This is a genomic window from Nocardia sp. NPDC088792, assembly GCF_044750615.1.
Classification (GTDB): Bacteria; Actinomycetota; Actinomycetes; order Mycobacteriales; family Mycobacteriaceae; genus Nocardia.
On sequence record NZ_JBIVKC010000007.1, the window covers coordinates 491,253 to 517,691 of the forward strand.

General features: G+C 65.9%; 21 protein-coding genes. 9 read left to right on the top strand and 12 right to left on the bottom strand.

Annotation, left to right across the window (positions count from 1 at the left end):
• The first annotated feature begins 118 nt into the window (after nucleotides 1–118).
• Complete coding sequence (locus ACIP5Y_RS42210) at nucleotides 119–832, top strand: MBL fold metallo-hydrolase (RefSeq protein ID WP_400358846.1); 714 nt, start codon at nucleotides 119–121, stop codon at nucleotides 830–832.
• A gap of 63 nt (nucleotides 833–895) precedes the next feature.
• Here ACIP5Y_RS42210 and ACIP5Y_RS42215 read toward each other — a convergent pair whose 3' ends face one another.
• The 6 genes from ACIP5Y_RS42215 to ACIP5Y_RS42240 all read right to left on the bottom strand — a co-directional run bounded on the left by ACIP5Y_RS42215 (nucleotide 896) and on the right by ACIP5Y_RS42240 (nucleotide 6,576).
• Nucleotides 896–1,252, bottom strand: coding sequence for a hypothetical protein (locus ACIP5Y_RS42215; protein ID WP_400358848.1), 357 nt, complete (start codon nucleotides 1,250–1,252; stop codon nucleotides 896–898).
• A gap of 141 nt (nucleotides 1,253–1,393) precedes the next feature.
• Nucleotides 1,394–2,494 (bottom strand): branched-chain amino acid aminotransferase, encoded by a 1,101-nt coding sequence (locus tag ACIP5Y_RS42220; protein ID WP_400358850.1) that lies wholly within the window; start codon nucleotides 2,492–2,494, stop codon nucleotides 1,394–1,396.
• A gap of 118 nt (nucleotides 2,495–2,612) precedes the next feature.
• Nucleotides 2,613–3,713 (bottom strand): glycine cleavage system aminomethyltransferase GcvT, encoded by a 1,101-nt coding sequence (gcvT, locus tag ACIP5Y_RS42225; RefSeq protein ID WP_400358852.1) that lies wholly within the window; start codon nucleotides 3,711–3,713, stop codon nucleotides 2,613–2,615.
• A gap of 76 nt (nucleotides 3,714–3,789) precedes the next feature.
• Nucleotides 3,790–4,821, bottom strand: coding sequence for an alpha/beta hydrolase (locus ACIP5Y_RS42230; protein ID WP_400358854.1), 1,032 nt, complete (start codon nucleotides 4,819–4,821; stop codon nucleotides 3,790–3,792).
• A 109-nt stretch (nucleotides 4,822–4,930) separates the two neighbouring features.
• Nucleotides 4,931–6,040, bottom strand: a complete 1,110-nt coding sequence (locus tag ACIP5Y_RS42235) for an exonuclease domain-containing protein (RefSeq protein ID WP_400358856.1) — start codon at nucleotides 6,038–6,040, stop codon at nucleotides 4,931–4,933.
• Between the two features lie 2 nt (nucleotides 6,041–6,042).
• The gene (locus ACIP5Y_RS42240) at nucleotides 6,043–6,576 is read right to left on the bottom strand and encodes a hypothetical protein (protein WP_400358858.1); all 534 of its coding nucleotides are present in this window, start codon (nucleotides 6,574–6,576) and stop codon (nucleotides 6,043–6,045) included.
• Between the two features lie 185 nt (nucleotides 6,577–6,761).
• On the opposite strand from ACIP5Y_RS42240, the gene rnhA reads away from it, so the two are divergent.
• Together rnhA and ACIP5Y_RS42250 are read left to right on the top strand one after the other, a co-directional pair.
• Entirely contained in the window at nucleotides 6,762–7,235 is a 474-nt protein-coding gene (rnhA, locus tag ACIP5Y_RS42245) for a ribonuclease HI (protein ID WP_400358860.1), read from the top strand.
• 45 nt (nucleotides 7,236–7,280) lie between these two features.
• Nucleotides 7,281–8,132, top strand: a complete 852-nt coding sequence (locus tag ACIP5Y_RS42250; RefSeq protein WP_400358862.1) for a DUF1266 domain-containing protein — start codon at nucleotides 7,281–7,283, stop codon at nucleotides 8,130–8,132.
• A gap of 9 nt (nucleotides 8,133–8,141) precedes the next feature.
• Here ACIP5Y_RS42250 and ACIP5Y_RS42255 read toward each other — a convergent pair whose 3' ends face one another.
• The gene (locus ACIP5Y_RS42255) at nucleotides 8,142–8,945 is read right to left on the bottom strand and encodes a hypothetical protein (protein WP_400358864.1); all 804 of its coding nucleotides are present in this window, start codon (nucleotides 8,943–8,945) and stop codon (nucleotides 8,142–8,144) included.
• Between the two features lie 272 nt (nucleotides 8,946–9,217).
• Here ACIP5Y_RS42255 and ACIP5Y_RS42260 point away from each other — a divergent pair, with 272 nt between their 5' ends.
• The 5 genes from ACIP5Y_RS42260 to ACIP5Y_RS42280 are packed head-to-tail and all read left to right on the top strand — an operon-like array spanning nucleotide 9,218 to nucleotide 12,195.
• Entirely contained in the window at nucleotides 9,218–9,547 is a 330-nt protein-coding gene (locus ACIP5Y_RS42260; protein WP_400358866.1) for a WXG100 family type VII secretion target, read from the top strand.
• A complete protein-coding gene (locus tag ACIP5Y_RS42265) occupies nucleotides 9,548–9,835 on the top strand; it encodes a WXG100 family type VII secretion target (protein ID WP_400358868.1) in 288 nt (95 codons plus the stop codon).
• Nucleotides 9,832–11,268 (top strand): TNT domain-containing protein, encoded by a 1,437-nt coding sequence (locus ACIP5Y_RS42270; RefSeq protein ID WP_400358869.1) that lies wholly within the window; start codon nucleotides 9,832–9,834, stop codon nucleotides 11,266–11,268. Before ACIP5Y_RS42265 ends, ACIP5Y_RS42270 begins: the two co-directional genes overlap by 4 nt.
• A 20-nt stretch (nucleotides 11,269–11,288) precedes the next feature.
• Nucleotides 11,289–11,909: a hypothetical protein gene (locus ACIP5Y_RS42275; RefSeq protein ID WP_400358870.1), complete on the top strand. Its 621-nt coding sequence runs from the start codon at nucleotides 11,289–11,291 to the stop codon at nucleotides 11,907–11,909.
• 19 nt (nucleotides 11,910–11,928) lie between these two features.
• Entirely contained in the window at nucleotides 11,929–12,195 is a 267-nt protein-coding gene (locus ACIP5Y_RS42280) for a hypothetical protein (protein ID WP_400358871.1), read from the top strand.
• A 107-nt stretch (nucleotides 12,196–12,302) separates the two neighbouring features.
• Here ACIP5Y_RS42280 and ACIP5Y_RS42285 read toward each other — a convergent pair whose 3' ends face one another.
• The gene (locus tag ACIP5Y_RS42285; protein ID WP_400358872.1) at nucleotides 12,303–13,991 is read right to left on the bottom strand and encodes a DUF262 domain-containing protein; all 1,689 of its coding nucleotides are present in this window, start codon (nucleotides 13,989–13,991) and stop codon (nucleotides 12,303–12,305) included.
• Between the two features lie 197 nt (nucleotides 13,992–14,188).
• Between ACIP5Y_RS42285 and ACIP5Y_RS42290 the strand changes: the two genes are divergently transcribed.
• Nucleotides 14,189–16,642, top strand: a complete 2,454-nt coding sequence (locus tag ACIP5Y_RS42290) for a DEAD/DEAH box helicase (protein WP_400358874.1) — start codon at nucleotides 14,189–14,191, stop codon at nucleotides 16,640–16,642.
• A gap of 51 nt (nucleotides 16,643–16,693) precedes the next feature.
• Here the strand turns inward: ACIP5Y_RS42290 and ACIP5Y_RS42295 are convergent, their stop codons facing one another.
• The 4 genes from ACIP5Y_RS42295 to ACIP5Y_RS42310 all read right to left on the bottom strand — a co-directional run bounded on the left by ACIP5Y_RS42295 (nucleotide 16,694) and on the right by ACIP5Y_RS42310 (nucleotide 26,418).
• On the bottom strand, nucleotides 16,694–22,051 hold the full coding sequence (locus ACIP5Y_RS42295) for an AAA domain-containing protein (RefSeq protein ID WP_400358876.1): 5,358 nt from the start codon (nucleotides 22,049–22,051) through the stop codon (nucleotides 16,694–16,696).
• Between the two features lie 67 nt (nucleotides 22,052–22,118).
• Nucleotides 22,119–23,555 carry a protein kinase gene (locus tag ACIP5Y_RS42300; RefSeq protein ID WP_400358877.1) on the bottom strand — a complete coding sequence of 479 codons (1,437 nt, stop codon included), beginning with the start codon at nucleotides 23,553–23,555 and terminating at the stop codon, nucleotides 22,119–22,121.
• Nucleotides 23,556–23,596: 41 nt separating this feature from the next.
• Nucleotides 23,597–24,322, bottom strand: coding sequence for a hypothetical protein (locus ACIP5Y_RS42305; RefSeq protein WP_400358879.1), 726 nt, complete (start codon nucleotides 24,320–24,322; stop codon nucleotides 23,597–23,599).
• Nucleotides 24,323–24,426: 104 nt separating this feature from the next.
• Nucleotides 24,427–26,418 carry an N-6 DNA methylase gene (locus tag ACIP5Y_RS42310; protein ID WP_400358881.1) on the bottom strand — a complete coding sequence of 664 codons (1,992 nt, stop codon included), beginning with the start codon at nucleotides 26,416–26,418 and terminating at the stop codon, nucleotides 24,427–24,429.
• Nucleotides 26,419–26,439 lie beyond the last annotated feature (21 nt).

The window sequence follows — 26,439 nt, forward strand, 5'->3', positions numbered from 1 at the left end:
CCAAAGCCTCCGACGGCGTGTCACTTTGGTGAGATCCCACTCGTGGGGCTGAGGGCGGGTGCGGGGTGGGGGCGGGTCCGGGTGGGGCGGATACATCGCGCGCAATAGGCTTAGGAGTATGGCCTCCGACCGTTTGTATTTCCGCCAGCTGCTGTCCGGCCGCGATTGGGCCGTGGGCGATCCGATCGCCACTCAGATGCGGAACTTCGCGTACCTGATCGGCGATCGTGAGAGCGGCGAATGTGTGGTCGTGGATCCTGCGTATGAGGCGGGGCAGCTGGTGGAGATCGCCGAGGGGGACGGGATGCGTCTCACCGGTGTGCTGGCTACGCACCACCATCCCGATCATGTCGGCGGGTCCATGCTCGGGTTCACGCTGCGGGGGGTGAAGGAGCTGCTGGAGAAGACCGATGTGGCGGTGCACGTCAATGCCGAGGAACTGCCGTGGGTCGCGAATGTCACCGGCATCGCGCCGAGTGAGCTGACCGGGCACGCGCACGGCGACAAGGTCGCGGTCGGCGGGTTCGAGATCGAACTCCTGCACACCCCCGGCCATACGCCCGGTAGTCAGTGCTTCCTGTTCGAGAACCGCCTGATCGCGGGCGACACGCTCTTCGTGGACGGCTGTGGCCGCACCGATTTCCCCGGCGGCGATTCCGATGCCATGTTCCGTAGCCTGCGGTATCTGGCTGGGCTGCAAGGCGATCCGGTCGTCTACCCCGGCCACTGGTACTCCGATGAGCCCAGCGCCTCGCTGTCCCACATCCGCGGCCACAATTACGTGATGCGGCCGCAGACGCTGGAAGAGTGGCAGATGTTCATGCCGGGCTGACCGGCGGCGTCACGATTCGAACCGGTTACACGCCAACCTGGTGCACGGTCATAGGCATCCGAGTTACGGCGTCCAGAGTGTCCCGTTCTCCGCGTCGTACAGCTGGTATCCCAGCCCGTCGACGAGCCGTTCCAGCACCGAGCGAATAGCGCCCGCGACACCGACGACGGCCGGCCCCCGCGGTCTCCACCGTTCGACGACGTCCGCGGGCGTGACCCGCAGCGCCATGCCCGCGGCTTCGACGTGCAACACCGCGCGTCGGGCCGAAACCGGCAGTTCCTCGTTCCACATCCGCAGCCCGGCAGCGAGCAGCCGTAACTGCTCGTCGACCGGAATTCCTTGCTGCGCGCGCAGATACCCCGCAACCTCCCCCGGTGATGCGACGGCCCCCACCGGCAGCACCACGAATTCGTACCTCACCCCATCAACCGTAGCCCGGAATGCGGTGTTCATGAGTACCTACGGGGTTGCTGATCGAGCTGGTATAACCCGGCCGCGGACCCGAATACGACGACGCCCGCCCCGATTCGGTTCGGAGCGGGCGGTTTTCGTAGTCGACGGTCAGGCGAGCTTGCGCATCCAGCCGTGCTGGTCAGCGAAGGTGCCGCGCTGAATTCCGGTGAGCGTGTCCCGCAACGCCATAGTGACCTCGCCCGGTGTCCCGTCCCCGATGGTGAAATCGCCGTCGTCCGAACGCACCGATCCGACCGGAATCACCACGGCCGCGGTCCCGCATCCGAAAACCTCGGTGATCTCACCGGATTGGACGCCCCGCCGCCACTCGTCGACGGAAATCTTCCGCTCCTCCACCTGGTACCCCGAGTCGGCGGCCAGCGTGATCAGCGAATCGCGGGTGATACCCGGCAGCAGCGATCCGGACAGCTCCGGCGTCACCAGCCGCGCCTGCGACCCGCTGCCGAACACGAAGAACAGATTGTTGGTGCCCATCTCCTCGACGTAGCGATGCTCGCAAGCATCCAGCCACACCACCTGATCGCACCCCTGCTCGGCCGCCTGCCGCTGCGCCAGCAGCGACGCCGCATAGTTGCCCGCCACCTTGGCCTCACCGGTGCCACCGGGCGCGGCCCGCGTGAACTCGGTCGACAGCCACACCTTGACCGGCTTCAACGCACCGGAGAAGTAGGCGCCGGCCGGGGAGCCCAGCAACAGGTACTTGTACCCCGAAGCAGGCTTCACACCCAGCCCGACCTCGGTCGAGAACATGAACGGCCGCAGATAAAGGGACTCTTCCCCACCCGCCGCCGGCACCCAATCGGCATCCACCTCGAGCAGCTGCCGCACCGACTCGACGAACAGCTCCTCGGGTAGCTCAGCCATAGCCATCCGAGCCGCCGACCGCCGGAACCGCGCCGCGTTCGCATCCACCCGGAAGGTGGCGATGCTGCCGTCGCCCTGCCGGTACGCCTTCAACCCCTCGAAGATCGCCTGCCCGTAGTGGAACACCATGGTCGCCGGATCCATGGTCATCGGCCCGTAGGGCTCGACCTTGCCGTTGGTCCACTGCCCGTCCACGTAGTCCAGCGACACCATGTGATCGGTAAAGAACCGCCCGAACCCGGGCTCCGCGAGAATCTCCTGCCGCCGCTGCGCCCCCAATGGCGCGGGATGCGGGACGCGAGCGAATTGTGCGGCAAGAGTCATGACGGGGAGTCTAATTCGCCCTCTCCGACGCGCCGGTGCCACCCTCCGCTGCCGTCAGCAAACCCCGGGGTACAGACCCGGTTCGACGGCGACGGCACAGCGGGGGCGGGCAGCGCGACTAGGAGGTCTTGACCTCGACGAAGGGCGGCTTGACTACCTCGCAGCGGAGGCGGCGGCCGCGGACGTCGACCTCGACCACATCACCGGGCACGATGCCGGAGGCGGTGTCGATGAGGGCCAGAGCGATACCGAGCTTGAGGGTGGGGGAGAAAGTGCCGGAGGTGGTTTCGCCGATCCGGTCGTCACCACGCAGCACGGTCTGACCCTGGCGGAGGACGCCGCGGTCGAGTCCCTTGAGGCCCAACAAGAGTCGGCGCGGGCCGGCCGCCTTCTCCTGCTCCAGTGCGGATTTGCCCCAGAACTCCGGCTTCTTCCAGCCGACGGCCCAGCCACAGCGGGCCTGCAACGGCGAAATCTCCAGGGACAGTTCATGTCCGTGCAGGGGGTAGCCCATTTCGGTGCGCAGCGTATCGCGGGCGCCGAGACCTGCGGCCTGACCACCCGCGGCTTCGACCTCCGCCAGCAGTGCGCGGAACAGGGGCTCGGCGTCGTCCCACTTGGGCAGGAGTTCGTAGCCGTGTTCGCCGGTGTAGCCCGTGCGGCAGACGCGGATCCGGCGGCCGTCCCACTCGGCGTCCGCGTAGGCCATGTATTCCATGTCGGTGGGGAAGCCCAGCTTGGCAAGCACTTCCGCCGACCGCGGTCCCTGCACGGCGAATACCGCGTAACCGCGATGTTCATCGGTCACAGTGATGCCCTCCGGCGCCACCTTCTGCAATTCCGCCACCACGGCAGCGGTATTGGCCGCATTGGGCACCAGGAACATCTCGTCATCGCTGACGTAGTAGGCGATCAGATCATCGATGACCCCGCCCTCGGGTGTGCAGCACAAGGTGTACTGCGCCTTCCCCGGCCGGATCCGATTCAGATCATTGGTCAACGCCGAGTTCACGAATGCCGCCGCGCCGGCCCCCTTGACGGTGGCCTTCCCCAGGTGGCTGACATCGAAGATGCCGACCGCGTTCCGCACCGCAGTGTGCTCACCAACGGTCCCCGCATACGAGACCGGCATCTCCCACCCCCCGAACGGAGCAAAAGTGGCGCCCAACTCGACATGGACGGCATGAATAGGGCCCTGCAGCAGCTGTTCGTCGGTCACCCGTGCGAGCTTATCGCTCGATGCGGTTGCGCGTAATTCGCCCGTTCCCCGCGATCACCCGGCGACGGATCGGCACTCAGATGCCCAGGCTGCGGGCCATGCCCGGCCAGGCTGCGTGGAAGTCGATCTGCCAGGAGGGCCAGTTGTGGCCGCCGTTGGGGAGGTAGGAGTAGGTGGCCGGAATGCCCAGTCGTTCGGTGGAGGCTTGGAGGGCTTGGGTGCAGCCGGCAACCGTGGACTCCAGGACATTGCTGGACATGGCGGGCTGACTGCTGCCCATATTGCCGGCGGGGCCGGAGGTGCCGTTGGGCCCCGAGCCGGCGGCGATATAGAGGTCGGTGCCGCGGAGTTTGACGAGGTTGGCATCGGTGGAGGGGTCATTGGCGGTCCAGGCGGGAGAGCCGTCGGGGCCCCAGATGTTCCAGGGGTTGGCGCCGCCGGAAAGAACCGTCACCTGGAGGTAGCGACGGCCGGGATCGGTGCTGGTCTGCGCGCAGCCGCTGAACGATCCGACACTCCGGTACAAGCCGGGGGCGTCTTCGGCCAGGGCCAGGACCGAGGTGGCCGACATCGATACGCCCGCAATGGCATTGGCGCCGGAGGTATTCAGCGCGGAGTCGATGATCGGCGGCAGTTCCTGGGTCAGGAAGGTGGTCCATTTGTTGCGGCCGATCACCGGGTCGTCGGTCTGCCAGTCGGTGTAATAGCTGTATCGCCCGTCGAGGATGTTGACGACATTGACGTTCTGATCGCCCATATAGCTGACCAGATCCGTCTTGGTCTCCCAGGAGGTCTCCTGCCCGTTCCCGTCGATCCCGTCCTCGGCGCCGTTCAGCAGATACAGGGTGGGCCGTGGTGCGCTGTTGTCCGCGGGCAGGATGACCTGCATAGCGATCACCCGGTTCATGGCGGCCGAGTAGACGTAGAAGGTGGCGCGCCGATCATCGTGCTGCACCACATGATCAAGATGTGAACCGTCCACATCAACCTGTGCACCGGAATAGGCCGGAGGCTCGGCCTGCGCGACACCCGCGCAGAAAACCCCCAGCACAGTCGCGGCCAGGATCGCCCCCGCGCCCTGACACAACCGACCCCGTGCACTTTTCATCTTGGCCTCGACATCTTCGTCCGAACGATCTTCCCCATCTTCTTTACCGACATCCCAGGACCCCCGCAATGAAGCAATTCCCACACTCCAGCATTCCGGCCGGTCGGGATTAGCTATTTCCCGGCAATAAGGAATCGGCTGTTGACTCGGCGGCCGGCCCGAACCGCGCAAGCAGTCCTTGTTCATCGAGCACCTCGATCCGGTGACCGCCCGCCCGCAACTGCACCACCCGCGCCGCCTTCGTCGTGGTGAACGCCGCCGGATCGCCTCCGGTGAACCCGTCCCCGATGACGAGGCACGTGGTCCGCCTGGTCACATTCCGCGCGGGCTGCGCCCCGCAAGCCGCGATCGCATCCCACGCCTGCTGCCGCGTGAGTTTCACGAGATCCCCGGTGAACACGACGATCTGGCCGTACAGCGGATGATCCGGATCCGTCCCGGTGACCTCCGGCATCACCAGTTCGGTACGGGGAAACCAGGATCCACGCTCCCGCCGCTCCCCCGACGGCCGCACAGTCTCACTCGAGCGACCAACCTCGCCCCGACGCCGGGCGGTCTCACCCGACGACGAACGGCCGGCTGCATCGCCCCACCGCGAACGCCGAGTACCGGCCCGCTCCGGCCGATCCCCCGGGCTACCTCGCCCGGCGCCCCAGCTGCGCGCCTGCCGGTCCGTTCCCGCCCGCTCCAACTCGGTCAGCGAACCGGCCCCGGTCCGCTCCGCCAGAGCGAGCACAATATCGGCCGCCGCAGCAGCATCCGCGGCCGCGTCGTGATGGCTGAACCGCGCAATCCCCAGCGCCTCCGCCACATTCGGCAGCCGATAACTCTCCAGATCCAGATGCCTCCGCGAAATGGCCAAGCTGCAAGCGAACTCCCACTCCGGAGCTCGAATCCCACTGTGCCCACACGCTTCCCGAATAGCCGAACTGTCGAACCCCGCATTATGCGCAATCACCGGAAGCTCATCCACCACCCGCAACACCTCCGGCCACCGCTCCCCAAAGGTCGGTTCCCCCGCCACCCGCACCGCCGAAATCCCATGCACCCGAATGTTGTGCCAGGAGAAGAAGTCCACCCCCTCCGGCGGCCGGCAAAGCCACGACTCCGTCACCACCCGCCTCCCGTCCCGCACGACCGCCACCCCCACCGCACAAACACTCCCCCGAGCCGAATTAGCCGTCTCGACATCGATAGCGGCAAACGACATTCCCCCCATACTCACCGCACCGTCAACGGCAGCGCCCGCACACCCACACCCCCGAGCTCCACTAAAAACGGCCGCACCACCCGCAACGACTCGAACGCCGCCCAAGCATCCGCCATCTCCCCCAGCCCCCGAGCCAACCCCAACGCCGGCCGCACCACCTCATCAACCTCATTCCGCAGCAACCCCGCCTCGGCAGGATGGGTGATCACCGGCCACTCCGGCCGAATGAGCTTGCTGGCCACCGTCTCCTGATGCGCCGAAAACGCATCATCAGCCGCATCGATCTCCCCCTGCACAGCGTCCACCGTGGCTTCCAGATCCACGACCCCCGCCACACCTTCAGGCGCCCCCACATCCGGACTGCACTGAATGACCCACCGCCCCACGGTCAACGAACCCAGCTCCACTGCTTCCTCCCCCAACACCCAGGCCCCCGACAGTCGCGAAAGCCCCAAAGCCGCCCCCACATTCACATGCCAGACCACCACCCGACCGCCCCGCCGATCGAGCACCGCCACCGGATGAAGCCCAGCCGAAGAAGTCATGACCCTCCGAAGTCGCACGGACAAATACACCGGCTACCGTAAAGCATCGGTCCGACAAGTCCCGCAGGCACCCAAATCCGAAATCAATAGCAGGACAAACAATTCCAACCAGTATGTCCCACCAGGTTCGGTATCGATCGAGAAGAGCAGACGAAGCACCGGTTCGAGCGGAAGGCAGGGATGGCATGGAGGTTCACATCTACACCGATGGCGCATGCAGTCCGAATCCGGGACCGGGCGGCTGGGGAGCCATATTGCGTTACGGCACTCGCGAACTCGAACTGTACGGCAGCGATTCCGGTCCCACGACCAACAACCGCATGGAGTTGACGGCACCCATCCAGGCGCTGCAACGGCTGGAGCGACCATCGCAGGTGCGGATCTTCACCGACAGCACCTACGTCCGTGACGGAATCACCTCATGGGTGAAGAAGTGGCAGGCCAACGGCTGGCTCACCGCGAAGAAGGAGCCGGTCAAGAACGCCGACCTGTGGCAACAACTACATGCCGCATGCTCCGTCCACCAGGTCGAATGGGAGTGGGTCAAGGGTCATGCCGGGCATCCCGATAACGAACGAGCAGACCGGTTGGCAGTGCAAGGTTCCGTCGAAGCCCGAGCCCTGCCCGCTGCCCCCGAGACCGCTGGGACTGGTCGATAGAATCCACACCGGTCTTCTGTCCTGACGCGTGAGGGGGTACGACCGGTGGCCGAAATCGCACCGGGAGCCGCACTGCGGATCACCGGTTTTCCGATGTCGAACGCGAATTCCAGTCCCGACCTGTGGTCCGGTGCCGAGGTTTCCGACGACCAGATCCGGGCGCTGGCGATCGGCGCGTACTACGGCCGCAGCTGGGGCGCCTACAACGACACCGTCGCATTCGAACCGGACCTGCCCGGCAGCACGGAAACCCGGCGCGAAGCCACCATCGAAGGTCTGCACGAGGCGTGGGGCGTCGACAATGCCGACGATGCCCGCGACACCATTCGCCGCCTGCTCGCGGGCATGCACGCACCGCTGTTCACCCTGATCCATCCGCTGGCGGTGATCGCTTCCGCGGAGTCCTACCGCCCCGATCGCACCAGCATCGCTGCGGGCCACCGCGAATTCCTGCACACCCTGTCGAATTTCCGCGGCTACGAGGGCGGGAGCGGACTCGACCGCGATTACGACGCCTGGCTGCAGACCATCAAACTCGGCATCGTCGACGGCCTGCCGCAACCACTGCACACCGACGCCACCGCATGGGATCTCGCCCGCGTGGTGTTCATCGCCCGATCCGCGTACACCGCCGGATATCTCCCCGAGGACGAGGCCTGGGAGCACATGCTCGCGGGTCTCGCGATAGCGCAGCAGCACTACCGCAATTGGCGACAACTCTCGGCGGGCTTCCTGACCGGCGCCATCTACTGGGCGGCAACCCAAGATCTCGCGGCCGCGAAGGAACAGGTCGGCGAGCGCCGGAAGATGTTGTACGGCTTGCACTCCCGCCCATCCAGCCCCTGGCGACGGATCGCCCTGCACCCCGGCACACCGGTACTGGGAGCACCGCAATAGCGAGGTAGGTCAGCCCGCCGTGGCCAGCATGATCCCGACGGCCTGCCGCTGAAACGGCTCATCCTCCACCATCCCGAGCCGCCGCCGCTCCACCAGCAACTGCCATTCGGCGAACAGATCCGTCGAGGCCGGCCGAGCCGGCGCGATCGATCCGTCGACATGCTGGATCTCGCACGCCAGCCGCAACGCCGTCGCGAGCCGCGCGAAATCCACCGGCACCCAATCGATGAACTCGAGCACTTCCGGGTAGGCATGAACCTTCAAGGTCGCCGACGTCCCCGGCGCCGGCGGATTCACCACCTCTGCCCGATCGAGCGCAGCGACAGGCACCTCGTAAACCGTCTCCGCACCGATGAACAAGAACCGCAACGTGGTGATCGCAACCAACCCCGGCACCCCGGAATAGGTGGCCTGCGCCAACTCCAGCACATACTCATCCGGCCGAGCGAGCGTCTGCAACGCATTGATCTGACGAACCGTATGCCCTGTAAACCGCATCCGCTGCGCCGCCCACGTCACATCCTGCCGCATCGGCCCGTGCGGCGAAGGCACCAACGCCGGCGGCGTGAAGTCCGGCCTCGTCGCGACAACCCGACGCCCCTCCAGCAACTCCCGCTGCACCGCCTCGACCAATTCCCGAGCCTGCCCCTTCAACTCCGGCTCCAAGAACACCGGCACCGGATGATGTTGAGTAGCAACCCCGTCCACCACGAACTCCGGCGACCGAAAGAACAACAACACCGCAATCCGCCCATCATCCGTGGACGCGACCACAGCCCGCCGCAACTCGGAAACCGGGACGTCGATCGCCACGTCATCATCGGCTCCGAACGGCTGCGTAACCAAACGACCGCCCCCGAACCGAATCGCAGTCCGCTTCCCCCACACCTCGAGCACTACCTGCCCTCCCTCTCGCCGACTCGGACCGAAATCCTACCGACCCATCGGACGCGCGGCGGGCTGGTGCACCAGTTCACCGCCGTTCCGAACGTCTGCGGAAATCGCCGTTCCAACCCGTGGTTCGAGCGGTGACACTCACCACTCAGCTGGATGATGCTGAATAGTTGCCGATAGGGTGTCCGATCGTGAGTGCTGAGTTCAAGGCCGATGCGGTCGAGTTGCAGGCCACCGCGGACGGCTTGGATCAGCTCACCGCCGAGCTCACAGATCAGCTCGACAAACACATGCGTGCAGTGCGCGGGTTCGTAGGCGTCGAGTGGACCGGCACCGCGGCGAACTCTCATGAGGATCCCTGGGCGAAATGGGAGAACGGCGCCCGGCAAATCCTCGGTTCGTTCCGTACCGACGCCGGTCTGCTGCGGCGCGTAGCCGACGAGATCACCGCGGTCGATCAATCGCGTGCGGCGGCTACCCAGCGGGCGGGCTCGAGTCTCGATCTACCGGACGTGGTGTGAGTGGCCGGATATCGAGTGGACCTGGTGGGATTGGGTCAATTGGTCGATGCGACCGTCGCACTGGAGTCAGCGATCGAAGAGACCGTGACCAAGATCGAACGGGACGTCGACAACCTGCACGTTTCCTGGACCGGGGCCGCCGCTACAGCACACCGTGAAGCACATGAGGCCCGCGTCCGCGCCGTCGGCCAGATGCGCACCGCGCTGACCGAGCTCCAGACCAAGCTGAACAACGCACAGCAGGCATACGGCAAGGTAGGCCCCACCAACGTGGAGATGTGGCCGTGAGCCCCACGCCGACCGTTCCGCTGATCCTGTGCCAGATCGACGATTATCACAGCGCCGCTGAGGTTTTCGCGTCCATCGGCACAGACGCCGCCAATACCCACATCGCTCTCCTGGGCGTACTCAACGCGAACGCCGGCATGGCCGGCAGCGACAGCATCGGCCAGGCGTGGGCCAAGCCATACGACGAGGCCGCCGGGCTCGCACTCCAAACCTCCGAGCGACTGATGACCGCGTGCGTCAGCACCGCAGACCTGGTAACCAGCGGAGCCCACAACCACGAACGCACCGAGGTCGGAGCCGACTACCGCGACGTCCCGGCACCGCCGCGCCCGCCGGCACGACCGATCCCATGCGTGGTGACTCAGGCGCTCTCGGCAGCAGGTGACGGCCTACCGGAACCGTTCGGCTGGTCGATCGTCAAGGATGCCGTCGGAGCCGCCTGGCCCAACGGACACCAGGACAAACTGCGCGCCGCCCAAACCGCCTGGACCACCGCCGCAACCGATTTCCGCGTCCTCGCATCCCGAGTGGGCGAGGCGAGCGCCCTGCTCACCAACCAGGAATCCCAGGAAATCCCCACCGCGCTAGCCGCATTCACCGACCGCAAGAACGACCTCTCCGCCCTCGCCGACATCTGCCAAACCCTCGGCGACGCCTGCGGCGAATACGCAGGCCACCTCGACGAAGCCCACTCCAAGATCCTCCACGAACTCGCCGAATTCGGGGCCGAGACCGTGTTGTGGGAGGTGGCTTTCGCCCTGCTGGCGCCAGTAACTGCTGGTATGTCCGAGGTAGTCGGCAACTCCGGCCTGGCTGTCCGGGCCGCAGCAAAGGCGCGACGGATTGCCGCCGCTATCAGCAGTTTGGCCGCCAAAGCCGCCAAGATCACCACCGAAACGGTCGGGCCGCTGGTAGAGCGCATCAAACCGCTGCTGGCGAAGATCAAGGCATGGGTCGAAGCTGCCCGCGCGAAGATCGTCGCCTTGGCCGAAGTTCCGAAGGTCTACCCTTCCGGGGAGAAGCTGACCGAGGCTGAATTCGCGGCCAAGTACGGGACAAAAGGCAGCTGGAGATATCCGAGCGAAGGAACAGGCGAGTACGCGGTCGCCGGCACCATAAGGATCGTCGACCTTCCACCTGGGACCCGGGTGGACCGATACGGCTACCCCGGCGGTGGATGGCTTGCACCGGAAGGCACGCCATACGCTCAGCGTGCGTTACCACCGGATACGCTGCACAACAAGAAGCCCTTGCTCGGATACGAAACCACCGGCAACCCGTTGCCATCTGGATGGCGAATCGAGCAATCCGATGTTGCACCATGGTTCGGTGAGCCCGGACGCGGAATCCAATACCGGATCCTCAATGAGGAAGGCGAAACCGGAACGGTTGATGAGCTGATCCAAGCAAAGTACCTGAAAGCCGTGCCGTGAGCCACCGTCAAGGAGAACCGATGGCAACCAAAGTTACTGTCGATCTGCAGTCATTCCCTCCCGAACTGCACCGACTCGTACTCGATTGGTACCGATGGCAGGAAGCGACGCTGCGGGGAATCCGCCAGAAGCCCGGCGGGACAGTGGTTCCCGACGCTACACCTGAATTCAGCTTCTGGCTGGCGAATCCGCCACGGGTCGCAGACAACGAGTTGCTCCTCGAGATCGGGGACATCAAGTACTACCTGTCCGTCGAAGCCGAACAATGGTCAATTACCAAGCGCGAGCGCAACAACCGCAGTCCCGTTGCACAGCTTCTGCGCCTGGATGACGCTGAGAAGTATCTACTCTGCGTGATGGGAGACGCTGCCTGGGCAACCGACCCGGCCAATTCGCCGAGCAGCCGATGGTACGACCAAGGTCTCGCGCCACGGACACGTCTGGTCCCCGTCGACCCCGACGCCGAATTCTCCCGCCAATTCCTGTTTGTCGACGACGAGCGTATGCCTCGCGCCACGATGCGAACGATGTCGGCGACGTGGTTCTCCCATCCCTTGCTGCTGACATACGAGCAAGTTGGCGCAACATACCGCGAAGGCCTGCCGCCTGACCGGTTTACGATCGAGATCGTTCCGACCTGAGTGTCAGGGGCACGATGGAATGAGATTCGACGACAGATTCTTCTCGCGTGAATATTGGTTCTCGCTCGGCAGGGAAGAGGGCACGGGCAAGTACTACTTGTCGATCCCCGTCAGCAGCGGCACTGTGGACTACGAGGAGTACTACGAGATCCCCAAGCTCACCTTCGATCGATTCATGCAGAATCCCAGTAGCGCAGTCGAATTCGCGGAGAAGTGTCGACGTCAGGAGATGGACCTCCTCCTCATCGTCCCCGCGCCTGCGACCGGTCGCGGCACAGCCGTGTAGCGGGGCGCCGAGGACCTCGAACACTAGGTCATGTCTCCCGTTTTGCTGGATCGACCGGCCCCGTCGTGGGGCCGATCGTGCATCATGTTCGCCGGGACTCAGGGTGCTCAGTGAGCTGCCACGGCTTCCTCTACAAGGCGACGGGTCACCTCGAATCGGATTCGGACGCGTTTGGGATCGGCGGTCGAAGCGGTGATGGCGCCGATGTATTCGGTGTTCTTCGCCATGGCTCGGCGGGCTTCGGTCACGATGGGGAGGCGGGCGCGTTCGAGTTGTTCCCGCGTGTACTCCGACAGGACCACGCCCCAGCTCTCGAGCAGGGCGCGGTTGATGGGTGAGCGGCGGTCGGAGCCTGCGGGCCAGCGCCGGAACGCATACTCGCCGAAGATGATTCGAGCGTTGACCATGCCGCGTTCGAAGGCCGCGTACCAGTCTTCGAGCTGGGTGTCGGAGAGTTGTCGCGGGTCGTCGATAAGTTCGGTGGTGGCGTCGAGCAGGTTTTCCAGTGACCCGTAGGCGTCGTACTGCTGGAGGTCGGGCAGGCTGCGGAAGGCGAGGAAGCGCAGTACCGCCTCCCGGTCGTTCATGCGGACGTGGTCACGCAGCACTCCGGCGGTGGCGGTGTGGAAGGCCTCTGTCGAGACACAGCGTTTGAGTAGATCTCGGCTGCGGGCGCTGCTCATGCAGTGCCGGATCTCCATGGCGTTCAATGGTTCTCCGCCGGTGTTGATCCGCTTGAAGATGTCGTATTTGACGCGGTTCGGAGTGGAGGGTTCGATGACGTGGACCACGATCTGGGCATTGTGCAGGCGGCGGCGCAGTGGATTCTCGAGTTCGGTGAAGGACTTTCCGCGTTCGGTATCGAGGTATTCGAGATCGTCGAGCGCGAATCCGCCTTGCACGTATTCGTGCACGGTGGACAAGCGCTGCAGACCGTCCACGACGCGGAACATGCCGCCCCGGTCTTCGGCGAAGTAGAAGGCCGGCAAGGGGATCTGCAGCAGCAGGCTCTCGATGAGGCGGGACTTCTGCCGGCCTTTCCATACCCGGTTGCGCTGAAAGTCGGGTGCGAGTTCCAGGTCGCCGTCGTCGATCATGTCGAGCACGTTCCGCAGTGAGAATGTGCGAGTGGATATCCGGATCTGCTCGGGATCCCAGGGTGTGACCGGTCGCTGCCCGTACTGTTCCTCGTCACGTTCGATCTCGACGCCTGTGGGCTCGCCGTAGAAGACTTCCTCGACTGCGGTCTCGGTGGCTTCGGCCGGGATCCGAGGTACCGGCTCGGTCACCGGAGCGACCGACTCCTGAACTGCCGGTGCGGGTTCAGCCGGTGAGCCTCCCGTGCGGAAGTAGTCGACCATCGCCTCGGTGCGCGATTCGTATTCGGCCGTATCGAGCCCGGCGAAGGCCGCGACATCGCGCATGGCGGGCAACCAGCGGTTCTCCATCAGCGTCCACAGTCGTTGTGCGAACTGCTGACGGCGACCGTCCTCGGTGAGGAACGGCGGTATGAAACATCCGAAGATCAACGGAAGCGACGAATTGCCCAGGAAATACAGCCAATACGGGAATTCACCGTCGAGCCGTCGCACGAAGTGCCGAACGGGTTCTACTTCGAACAGCTCGGTCGGAATGTGATCGTAGCCTTCGACGACGACCTCGACCTTGCCCATGGCGCTCCTGGCGCGCTCCGCGGAAGCGAAACAGGAGTTCAGCGACTCGAGGGCCGACTCGATGTCACCCCTTTCGATGTCGTCGCGCGCGATCGCAATGACCAATTGATCGGGAGAAAACACCTTGGCTTCCTTACGGTTCGAACTGTCCGCCGCTCACCCTACCGAGCCGATCCGTCCGGAGGATCGGTACGGGTAGTCAGCATTGCAAACCAACCGGTTCTTCTCCAATCGTCACCGACATTCGAATCGGTCACTGTATCTGTCGATTTCGCGCGCGCTAGGCTGTCCCGAGTTGTCCCGGGTGGAAAAGGTCCAGCATGGTCGGCGAAATCAAGTTGCGGCACGCAGCCGAGAACACACCCCGGGCAGCCCTGACCCGATCGATCGCCGTTACCCTGCTGCGGATCCCGTTCCAATCCGCACAGCAACTCAGCACCCGGCTCGGCACACGTGAGATAAGTCCCGCCGTCGTGAGCCAACTGCTCTACAGCGAGCCCCAGGTATTCGAGATCCTCGGACCCGAGCAGCCGGCCATCTGGGCGGTGCGGGAAGCGGCGACCACCCTCGTGGCTTCGTGGGCGCAGCCGGATTCGCAGGCAGACCCGCCACAATCGGATCCGGCCGCCGACGCGCCGGAACCGTCGGCGAGCTGCTATGCGGGACCACCCCTGCGCACCTGGCAATCGGAGGCGCTGGCCGCCTGGGAAGAGCGAGACCGCCGGGGCATCGTGGAGGCGGTGACCGGCTCGGGTAAGACCGCGGTGGGAACCCGCGCGGTGGCGCAGGCGCTGGACGACGGACGGCAGGCCGTCGTCTTGGTACCGGGTATCGACCTGCAGACCCAATGGTGGGAGCGGCTGCGGGCGGCCCTGCCCGGGTATCGGATCGATCGGATCGGCGGCAGAGGGTCCGCACGCCCGCCCGCGCACTGGGATGTCCTCGTCGCAACCGTTCAGACGGCATCGAGTACCCCGCCGGAGATCCCTCCCGGCTCGCTGCTCGTGGCCGACGAGGTGCACCGTTACGGTGCGGGCAGCTACGCGAAAGCACTGACCGCACACTATGATTGGCGCCTCGGTCTCACCGCCACTCTGGAACGCAACGACAATGCGGTGGAGGAAATTCTCCTGCCGTATTTCGGCAACCCGATCTCCGGCTGCGATTACACGCGCGCCCGTGCCGACGGCATTCTGGCACCCGTCCGACTCGCCCTCGTGGGCGTGCACTTCACGCCGCGCGAGCGCGCCAAATACGATCGTGCCGACGAAGCCGCACGCAAGGCGAAGTCGGTGCTGGTCGACGGCTATGGCGCCCCGGACGATTCGTTCGGCGAGTTGATGTCCTTCGCGCAGCGGCTGGCACAGCAGGAACAGGGAGAAGCCGCGCGCCAGGCGCAGCGATTCCTGAAGAACTTCGCCGAACGCCGCGAGGTACTGGCCGACTGTCAGGGCAAACTGGACCTGATTCGGGCCTTGCCGATTCCGGAACTCCATGCGACGCAATCGATCTTCTTCGCCGAGCGCACATCGACGGCGGGACAGGTCCAAACTGCACTACAGCAGCTCGATCTGTCCTGCGGCTGTATCGCTTCCGCGCTGAAGCCTGCCGAGCGCGAGGAGATCTTCGATGCGTTCCGGCGCGGTGAACTGCGGGCCCTCGCCGCACCCCGCGTCCTGGACGAAGGCATCGACCTGCCCGACGCCCAAGTGGGCATAGTGCTGGCGGCCAGCCGCACCAAACGGCAGATGATTCAGCGCATGGGCCGGGTGGTTCGCCCGAAATCCAATGGCAGCGCAGCTCTTTTCGCCATCGCGTACGTGTACTGCACACCGGAGGACCCAGCGCTCGGCGCACACGAAGGTTTTCTGTCAGAACTGGATTCCATTGCCGACGAGCGCATCACAACCGACGCCGCGGGGCTGCCCGAGGTGTTGCGCGCCTGGCTGAATCAGCCGATCGTGAACACGGTCAGGCCGGTCGAAATACTCACATCGACCGAGACCCACAGGGCGCCAGACGAATCCCCGTCGGCAGCCGACTCGATCGAACAGCAAGCTACGGCTGCGGAGGATCCGGTGCCCACGCAGTCATCGAAGGGCGTAGCCGAGGCTGACGTGGGTCGCGCCGTGCGGACGCCGACCCCGTTGGAGATGGTGGCACAGGTGCGGACGCGGCGGCTGCCGATTACCGCGCAGCCATTGCCGCCCGTGGCACTGCTGCCGAGTGCAGATATTGCACCCGACCGTATCGATGCCGATGCCGATGCCGATGCCGATGCCGATGCCACGGAATCACAACGCGAGCCGGACAATGAGCCGAGTAGCGTAAGTACCTCAGCCGTCGGAGATCTCGTCTCGAATGATGAGCCGGTGATGCAGACGGCCCCGCAGACCGATTCGGTCAATCACGAGTCGGCCGACGCCGCAGCTGTCGGCCGATCTGCTCGGCAGCAGGTCGAGGAGTTGCTGGGGATCGCCGATATCTCAGGTCTGTGGGCATCGGCGGCCGCCAAGTTCGGTTCGATGGAGTTCGGCGAACTCGTCGAATGGCAGGCCGACACCCTGTTCTACCTGTCGCGTCCGTGGGACGGCGATACCGAGACCTGGCGCCGGACCATGCGAACCATCGTGGATTGGGCTGCCGCGCCCGCAGATCCGATCGATTCGTTCCTCGATCTGGTGCGGGCCGTCAGCGAGGTGGGACCGAACCGCACCGAGTTGTTGCGGTTCGCGGCCACCATGCGCGGGAGCGAACTGCTCGACCTGGTGTAATCCCGGCAGCGGGCACATCGGATATGTCCCCGCGGCCGCGGGCCGAGCCGTTCAGACCCGTTGCCGCCGTTCATCGTCCGCGAGCTCCCATGCCAATGGCAGGACGAGCGCGAGCGCGGAGACGGCACTGTCGGTCAGCCGATACTGGCCGAGCGTGTCGGCAACCCTGTTGAACAGGGCGGCTCGATCGCTCCAGCCGTGCAGACGGGCTTGACACACCATGATCTCGGCAAGTTCGCGCGGCGGCATCTGCTCGATCCGGCGAGGCCCGAGATCCCGCCGGCGGGTGGCGGGCTGATCGGGCCGGCGATAGGTCAGTAGGGCCGGATCGTCGAGCCGTAGTGCATTGTCCGCCAGCAGTTTTCCGCTGGCGACCGCCGACCGCAGCGCGATGTCGAGCTTCTGGCGAACCTGATCACGATCCCGGGTGCCCGCCGCGGTGGCGTACGCGGCCCGCAGTCGTGCGGCGGTGACGGGGCCTTCCACCTCGACTATGCGCAGGAAGTCGCTCACGATGGTGCCGTGATCCGCGGTTGCCGGGGACTCGAGCTCATCGGCGAAGGTGACATACGGCGCGATCTCACTAACTGCCCGAAGATCCGCACCCGACGGTTCCGCCGGAACAACCTCCAGTGTCGCGGGTTCCATGTCAGGCACCGCAGCATCATCTTCTGCCGCAATGCTTTCGGCAGCTGCCGCAGATTCGTGGGGCACGACATCGTCTTGTGCTCCAGCAGTAGGTTCTTGCGCCACAGTATCTTCGGCCAGATCGCAGATCTCGGGGGCGGCAGCCATGGTCGGCGGATCGATGGCTACGGCCTCGCCGGGCAGCTCGTCATAGTCGGTTCGCGTACTGAGCCGCGAATCCGCGGATTCTTCCGCAGTCCATTCCGGTGCCAGCGGGATCCGCGAAACCCGTTCCTGCAAGTCCGTATCGGCGGGATCGACGACCGTGGGCCCGGCGTCCGCCAGCAGCCGGCTGAGCCGGCGCTGTTCTTCCTCGGCGATCGAATAGATCCCATGGCGGTCCAGCAGCTGCCAGACTTCTTCGAGGCAGCCATCCGGATCGACGATGAAGTCCGCCAGCCTGATTCGATGGAACGGCCACCCGCAGCGTTCCAGGTCGCGTTGCTTGGCGAGTTCGGCACGGTACTGGTCGGGACCGTCCCAGCGGTCGTCGTCGCAGTGGACGGCGACCTGTCCGCCGGCGCCGGTGATCACCATGTCGATCTCGTAGCCGGTCTCGGCGTGGTGCGGCACGATCCGGTATCCGCGGTCGACGATCCGGTTGTACACCTGCTGCTCGAAGAGCGATTCGAACGGCGTGACCGTTAGGTCGTCCGGGAACCGTTGTGGCGGCGTGTCCTCGACACCGGCGCGCTGCTCCACGCCGAGGCAGTAGTCCAGCAGCTGGAATCGCATATCGTTGCTGTTGGTGAGGTCGTCGACGGTCACCGAATGGAACAGCCACAGCTGATCCTTGGCGCGGGAGACCGCGACGTTGTAGCGCTGCACCGTGCTGTCGGTGGTCTGGGCCGGCAGCCGCCGGTCCGGTCCGTGCGCGGCCACCAGCGACAGGAAGATCACATCTCGTTCCGCGCCTTGGAAGTCGGCCGCGTCACCGCAGTGCAGCTCGCGTCGCTGCATTTCCTCGGGCCCGATCCGGGCGACCAGTTTCTGCGCGATGTGTTTCGCCTGCGCGGCACCGAGCAACGAGATCACACCGAATGTCTTGTCCGCGTAGCGCGGATCGCCGAGGCATTCCTCGATCTGGGCCACGATCCGGTCGGCCTCGGCGGGATTGACCTTGCTCGACTCCTCCCGGCCGTGCGGCACGTGCACGGTGCGGATCGGCGGGAGCCGATCGCTGCCGTAGCGGCGCACCGGCACCAGCCGCACACCCTCCGGCTCGTAGGCGATCTTGTTCGAGAACCCGATGATCTCGGGCACGCACCGGCGGTGCTCCACGAGTGTCAGACGGGTCGGATAGCGCATGACGGCATCGTCGAACAGGCTGCGCTTGGGATTTCGCCACGACGAGACGTAACGATCGTCGTAGAGGTATTGCCCGGCCAGCCGCTCCACCTCGGATTCGACGGTGCCGACCGCGGAGGGCGATACCTGCTTGTCGTCGCCGATCACCACGATCCGCGGCGCGAGATACTGCAGGAACACGGCCTCGACGCCGGCCTGGGAGGCTTCGTCGACGACCACGACATCGAACATGTCCGGAGTGATCGCGAACTGTTCGACCACTCGGTAGATCGGCATGATCCAGACCGGCACCGACAGTCGGCAGTTGCCCAGCGCCTGTTGGATTTCGGCGCGCTTGCGGTCGGCGTATTGGCCCGTGCCGCGGCCCAGGCTCTTCACCAACTGTGCGTACTGCCGCAGGTCTGCCTGCGCGCGGTTGGTGAGTCGGCCGACGGCCAGATCCCAGGCCGTGGTGGCCGCGCGGGTGGCCGCAGCCGCACGGAGATCCGCTTCGACAGCGTCGAGCGCCCGGCACAGGTCGTTGACACCGCCGACATTGTGGGTGGCCAGCCACTGCTCGACCATTGCCCAGTTCCACGCCGCGTCGAAGTGTGCGAGGCGTGAATTCCATGCCGGATCGGCCAGATCGGCCGCCATGGCATTGCGCAGCCGCGGGACCGCCGCCAGCTCCAGGGTGATGTCGTGCCTGCGCGCCAGGCTGCGGCGCAGGCGATTCAGCTCGGTCAGGCGCTGATGCGAAGCACGGTAGCCGGCTACGTCACGGTCCCGGGCCGCCTGGGCGAGCTGCGACATGTTTGCGGTAGCACGAGGATCGTTCTGCAACGTCGTGAGCCGCCGGATCAGTTCGGCGATCGGCGCCGCGGCACGGTCGAACGCTTCTCGCGCCTGCACCGCGTCGAACGCCTCGCGCGCGCTCTGCACGCCGACGGCATCGCCCCAGTTCGGTACCGGAAGACCGAGTTCGCGTAGGCAGACGGCGCCATGACCGAGCCGGTCCGCGTAGTCGAGCAGCTGACCGAGCAGTGCGAACGCGGCATGGTGACGGGCTACGCGATCACGCAGGGAACCGGTGCCGGGAGTGTGTCCGGGATCCGCCCAGGCGAGGTCGAGCTGATCGACGATGCGTTGTCCGCGTTGCACATCGAGGAAGTGGGTGAGCTGCGCGACGGTCGTCGGGATCAGTCCGTCCACTCGCACATGCTCGAAGAGCGGCTCCGCGTCCTTGATCACCCGTGGCGTGGTCAGGCCGGTCTTCGGTCGGCCATCCGGACGGACCTTGATCTCGCCGTGGATTTCGATGTGTGCCTTGAGATTTCCGGCGAGAGCCAGCAGAGTCGCCGGATCGTCGAGGGTGACCTGGACCGTCGTGTATCCGAGCGCGGCAATCACGTCGTCCGCCTGTCCGAGGAGGTCGGCGATGGCCGCCGCCCGGGAACGCCACCCGAAGACCTCTCCGGCTCGAATGTCGCCGAGTGCCGCGGCGATCCACGGTTCGGGCCGCCGGCTCAGTTCCCGGGTGCGGTCGGCGATCTCGGCGAGCAGCGTCCGGGCCCGCTGGCGGTCATCGCCGCCGAGCTGGGTGATGCGGGCGGCGGCCGGATCACTGTCGTACTGCGTGTAACCCTTCCGGCGTTGCGCCGCATCGTGTTCGGCGGCGCACCACTGCGCGAACAGCTCGGCGGGAGGTAGCGCGGTGGCCGCCACCAGCTCCGGTGCGGCGACCTCAGGATCGTCGAGAGCGCTGTCCAGCAGTAGTTCTCGCCATTCGGCGATCAGCTCCCCCGTGACCGGGCTGCTCTGATTCGTGCCCGCGTCGACCAAGCCGGTGATCCACTCGAAGTCAGGACGCGCGCTACGCCAATGGATCGCGATATCGGCGATGGTGCCGGTATAGCCGCCGACGGTATGCCGGGTGACATCTCGCTCTCGCAGATCCAGTAGTTCCCGCTGAATGCCGCCCCGCCGCTCGCTCAGCTCGGCAATGCCGCGGTCTATCGCCGCGACGGCCGCGCGGCTCACGGCTGGATTGTGCTCAGCCGCGGCATGCGAGATGCGGTTGACCGAGGCTTTGAGATCCTCGAGCTCCTGTCGCGAATCGCCCACGACGGCAACGCTCAGCGGTTTGATGTCCTCGGGCAGCTTGGCGCGTACCTCGTGCAGCGCGCGGTCGGTGTGCGCGGTGATCAGGACCCGTTTGCCCTGCGCCAGCAGGTGCGTGATGAGCGCCGCGGCGGTGTGGGTCTTGCCGGTGCCGGGCGGGCCCTGCACCAAGGTGTGCGCGTTATGGTCGACATGTTCGAGAATCGTCAGCTGAACTTCGTTGAGCGGCAACGGCAGGAACTGATCACCACCGTCGCGGACGATCGCACCGCTGTTCTCGGGCGGGGCCGGAATCGGCTCGTGGTCCGGGTCGACCAGGTTGCGAATGCCGGCCGGCAGTTCGCCGGTCTCGCGGATGGTGTCTGCGATGGTGCGCAGTGCCGACACCATGCCGCGATTGCCGCGCCGCCGGAGGATGACGGCCGGGGCATAGTGCGCCGCCGGATTCCGCCCGGGATTTCCCGGCCGTACGTCGTCGGCATAGGCCGCGTCGGGATTGATGCAGTTGATGAACATGCGCACCAGCGCACCGACGTTCTCGCGGTCGAAGGGGTCGATCTGGCCCTCGCGGGCCTCGCTCTCCGCCCGCTGCAGGTCGCTCGCCGCCGACATCTGCGAGGGATCGAGAATCTCCTGCAGTTCGGCGGTATAGCCGGTGACGGCAGGATCGATCGAGACCGAGATCGCGCCGTAGTCCGAGTCGAATCCGAGCACGACCGGCATGGTGAGCACATGCCGGCGAACCGGGCCGAGATCCTCCTGTTTCCAGGTGAGGAGTCCCAAAGCGAAGACGGCTTCGAGGGTTTCGGTCGCGCCGTCGTAGCGCGTGTACATCTCGTACATGGTCTGGTACAGGCGCCGGACTTCCTGTTTCGGTCGCGCCTGTACCGCCCACTTCCGCCATTCGGGCAGCCATTCGTCGAAGGCGGTGCGGACTTCGGATTCGCTGTCGAGCCGAATTTCCTGTCCGGCCTGGTCGATTCGAGTCTCGCGGAGTGTCGGCTCGGGATCCGTTTTGTCCCAGCCCTTGTGAAGCCACGAGCGCAGCGCCGATTCCGGCTCCGGCACGGGTTCGATGGTCACCTTCTGAACCATGAGGAAGGGTTTGCCAGGATCGGCCTGCTGGTAGGTCACCGCCGAATGTCCGGGCAGGTCGGCGATCCAGATCACTTCTCCGTCACGCTGATACGTGGCGATGTCCTGGATTCGGGACATGCGGAGCGTCTGCGTCTTCGCCAGGTACTCGAACAATCGTGCGCCACGATCGGCGAGATCGCTCATCACCAGCGTTCGGTCCGCACCGTTGCTCGCCACCCCAGCCTCCATTGTTCTTTCCGGTGCTGCGGCCCCGGAACGCTATCGGGCGGCAGCGGATTGCCTGTCAGTTCGGTTTGATGTGATTGATCTGCGCCGCGAGTTCGATGACCCGCCGGTCCTGTTCGCCGTAGCGGACGGCCATCTGGCTGCGTAGCCGCTTGAGCCGGGTCAAGGCGGTGCGAACGTCGCCCGCGTGCACATCGCAGGTGGCCAGCTGCCGCTGGCAGTACATGACCTGATCGTCGTAGGGTCCACGTTCGGCGGTGAGGTCGTCGATCAGGTTGCGGTAGAGCTCCGCCGCGCCCGGGTAATCGGCGTGTTCGAATCGCAGGTCCGCCAATCGCATGCGGGCCTCGACCACATCCGCGTCGCGCGAGCCCAGCAGCGGCAGGGCAGCTTCCACCACGGTCTGCAGCTGATGGATGGCCGGTTCATAGCGCGAGTCGTTCGCCAGGTCGCGGGCTCGGTGCACGGCCCGCTGCAGATCACTGCGGCTGAATCCGGCGGTGGCGGACGAATCCGGTTGGCGTGCTGCGGGTGTGGTCAGTAGCCGAGTCGCCGCCGCCAGGGTCGGGGCGGTGCGAGCCGATACGGTTGACCCGACGGCTTGTGCGTACATACGTGCGGGGCTGTGGTTGTCATTGACCTCGGGTAGCTCGCTGAGATCGGTCGCATGACGTAGCAGCACCGCATGTACCGCGGCGGCGCTGTCGGGTCGCTGATCCGGAGACTTGGCCAGCATGCTCATGATGAGCCGGGCCATCTCGACCGGAACCTCGGGCCGCTCATGGCGGATGTCCATGGGCTGGAAATGGATCTGGTTCTGCCACACCGTGAAGACCGAGCCGCCTGTCATCACGCGATCGCCGGTGAGCATCTCGTGCAGGATCAGCCCCAGGGAGTAGAGGTCGGTCTGCGGCACGACGTCGTGCTGCTCGACTTGTTCGGGAGCCATGTACGCCGGAGTGCCGAGGGTGTGACCGGTCGCGGTGTAGCGGGTCCGATTCGATTCCGGTTCCACCGCAAGACCGAAATCCAGCAGTTTCACGGTGCCATCCGAGCACAGCATCACGTTGGCGGGCTTGAGGTCTCGGTGATAGACGCGGTTGCGGTGTGCGATGGCCAGCACCGCCGCGGTTTGCGCGCCGATGCTCGCTACCACCCCGATCGGCAGGGCGCCGCGTTCCAAGAGCTTCTCCAGGGTGACACCGGCGATGAACTCCATGACGATGTAGGGCCGGTCGGGCTCCCCGGGGCCCGGCGTCCCGGTGCCCATGTCGTAGATGACCGGCAGTCCGGGGTGGGTGAGCCCGGCCATGAACAGTCCCTCGCGGACGAAGCGCTTGTCCCAGTCCGGATCCGAGTCCAGGCCCGGATGCGTGAATTTCACGGCAACCTGGCGCTCGAGGTGGTGATCGAAGGCCTCGTAGACCCGCCCCATGCCGCCCTCGCCGATCTTCTTGATCAGCCGGTACCGGCCGCCGACGGCATGCCCCTCCAATGCCCCTACCTCCGAAAAACGTACAAAGCGGACATATCAACCTACCTGTCACCGGTGATCGGGCGCAGCCGCCCCTGCGACAGCCCGGCAAATCCACTGCGCACCAGCTGCTCGATCGTGACTCGTTGCCGCTGGACGGCATCCTCGAGCGCCGTCAGCTGCTCGAAAGCGGCACCGTAAGAACGCTGTTCAGGCAGCGATATACGAGGAAGGCACACATCATAGATATCGATCGGCAATCCACCGGAGGCTTCGACGGCCGCCCGCAACACCCCGGCAAGGAAGCGAGGATCGACGTGGGCAGGTTCGGCGCGCACCAGCCGGATACCTGGACCGAGCAGAACACCGTCGAAAGCGCATACCCGGACGGAGGTCTCGGCGCTGATCGCCACCAGCACATCGCCGGATCGGACGGTCACCGCCCCCGTCACGTCGGCATCGCCACGACGAGATGGTGCGCGCCCGAGGCGAACATCCTTGGCGGACAACATGGGCGCCTCGCCACCGACCGCCGGGATGGTGGATGGCGCCTCGTGGACGGCGACGGCGCCGGCCTCGACCAGATCCACGAGCGGAATCGACGGACGTGAACCGGAACCGGCCCCCAGCACGGGCGGCGGGGGCAGGGGCTGTGCGTACAAGTCCGCGCAAAGGGCCTCGTACTCCGTGGATCTGTCCGGGAGCACCGGCTGTTGCGAAACGGCTGGCTCGCCGTTGGATTCGCGCGCGGCGGCGTCGGGTCGTTCGGCCGCGGCGCCAGACGCCATATCGGATGCCTCCCCCGTACCTTCGACCTGTCCACCGCGGCGGCCGGCAGCCACCGTAACAGCGCCACGGCCCGAAAGCGGGCCGGAGGCCCGCATGTTGGCACTCATTGTCCGTTCCGAGGTGCGGTGTCGTCAGCAGTCTCCGGAATCAGCGCCCCCGCCGTGAGGCCGGTGGTGACCAGTTCGGCGACGTGTTCGGCCGTGGCCGTCGCGCGGCGCGCGGCGATGCGCAGCGTGAACAACAGCCGGAACATGTCGCCGTAACGTCGCTGATCGGCGATGCCCAGAACCGGGATGCGCAGCCGGGACGGATCGAAGCGGATCGTGGCTGTCCTTGTCGCCGCCACATTGTCGGCTCCGGTCAGGAATCCGGCGAGGAACCACGGATCGAGCCGGTCCGCATCGACGCGCAAGGTGTGAATGTGCGGGCCGCGGATCGCTCCGGCGTCCTCGGATCCTGCGATACGAGCACTGCGCCCACCGGTTCGGTCGCTACGCACGGCCGGAATGAGAATATCGCCGGCCTCGACGATAACTGTCGTCGCAGCCGCCGCCATCGCCATCGAGCCCGAGGCGGGGCCGCCCGAACCGATGTCCTGGGCGGTGAGCACCGGCCGCATGTCCGCCGCCGCCGCGGCTTCGGAGCTCGGCGGTTCGGATCGAATCCATTCCAGCTGATCATGATTCGACAGGTCGGCTACGGTCACGAAACGCCAAGATCGCCCCGGGGCGGTCGCCCAACCACCCAAATCGCCGGTCGTCGACACCAATTCCACTGCGGCGCGGTCGAGTTGCCGAATGGCCTGCTCGACTTGGTCGGAGACGGTGTCCGAATCGACCGCGGAGCGCACATATCGCGCCGGGGTGAGGTCGACGTCTTCGGTGAGCACGTCGGCCAGCCGGACCACGACGGCCAGCCCCGACTCGGTGGCCGCGTCCTGATCGACGCCATCGAACGCCCGCCATACCCGCAGCACCGGATCCGTGATGACGCGATCTTCACCATCCGAATTGCCCTGCAGTCCGGTGGTATCGACGAACAGGATGGAATCGGCGACCGGGGCAGCGGGCTGCGGACGACGCAGCACCCAGATCTGCAGGCCGACGTGCCACGGCTGCGCGACGCCGGGAGCGAGCCCGATCACCGCGCGCAGGGCTCCGGTCCGCACCAGGTTGCCGCGAATCTTGCGGCCGGAACCACGGGTCGCGACCGCGGGCGGGAGTAGCAGTACCGCGGTGCCGCCCGGACGCAGATGCGCGATCGCGTGCTGCACCCAGGCCAATTCCGATTCCACCCGCGGTGGCAAGCCGTAATCCCAGCGCGGGTCGAAGGCCAGTTCACCCGAACCCCAATCACGTTGCCCATAGGGAGGATTGGTCAGCACGGCATCGACACGCAGGTCCGGGAAGGCATCGGCGAGCAGACTGTCGCCGCTACGCGTCACGGCGTCCGGACCCGGCACGGACTCGAGCAGCAGGCGGGTGCGCTGTGCCTGTACCGGCAGCACATCCTGCCCGTAGAGCTCGACCGCGCCGGCCTCGGCGGCCGCCAGCAGCAGCGACCCGCTGCCGCACGCCGGATCCAGCACACTGCGCAGCTGTGCCGGGGCATCGGGATTGGGCAGGGACGCCATCAGCTCGGCAACCCAGGGCGGGGTGATGTACACGCCGGTCGCCGCGGTGTCCTCGAGCGCGCGCTCGCCCAGGATATCGATGGCCGCGCGGACATCCACCTCGCTCGCTATCCGCTCGACCAGGGGCAGCACCTCGCGGGTCAGCGCGGCATCGAAACCGGGCGCGGTCCACCGCGCACCGGATCGCCGCAACGAATCCAGCAGGTGCGCAGCCTGCTCCGACGTCGCCTGGGACCGGACGACCGTACGCAATTCAGTGGTCGTCGACTTCTCGGCCGCCATCCCGTGCTCGGCCAGCCACGCCTGTACTTCTCGCAGATCGAAGAGCGGACGCGCCTCGCTGCCGCCGATGGACTTGGGAAAGTCGGCATGCCGCCGCCGCCAGTTGCTGACGGTGGCGCGAGTGACACCGGCCAGCCGGGAGATCTCGGCGGCGCTCACCGTTGACGTGGGATTCGACATGTCCCTCCTCTCGTTTACGTC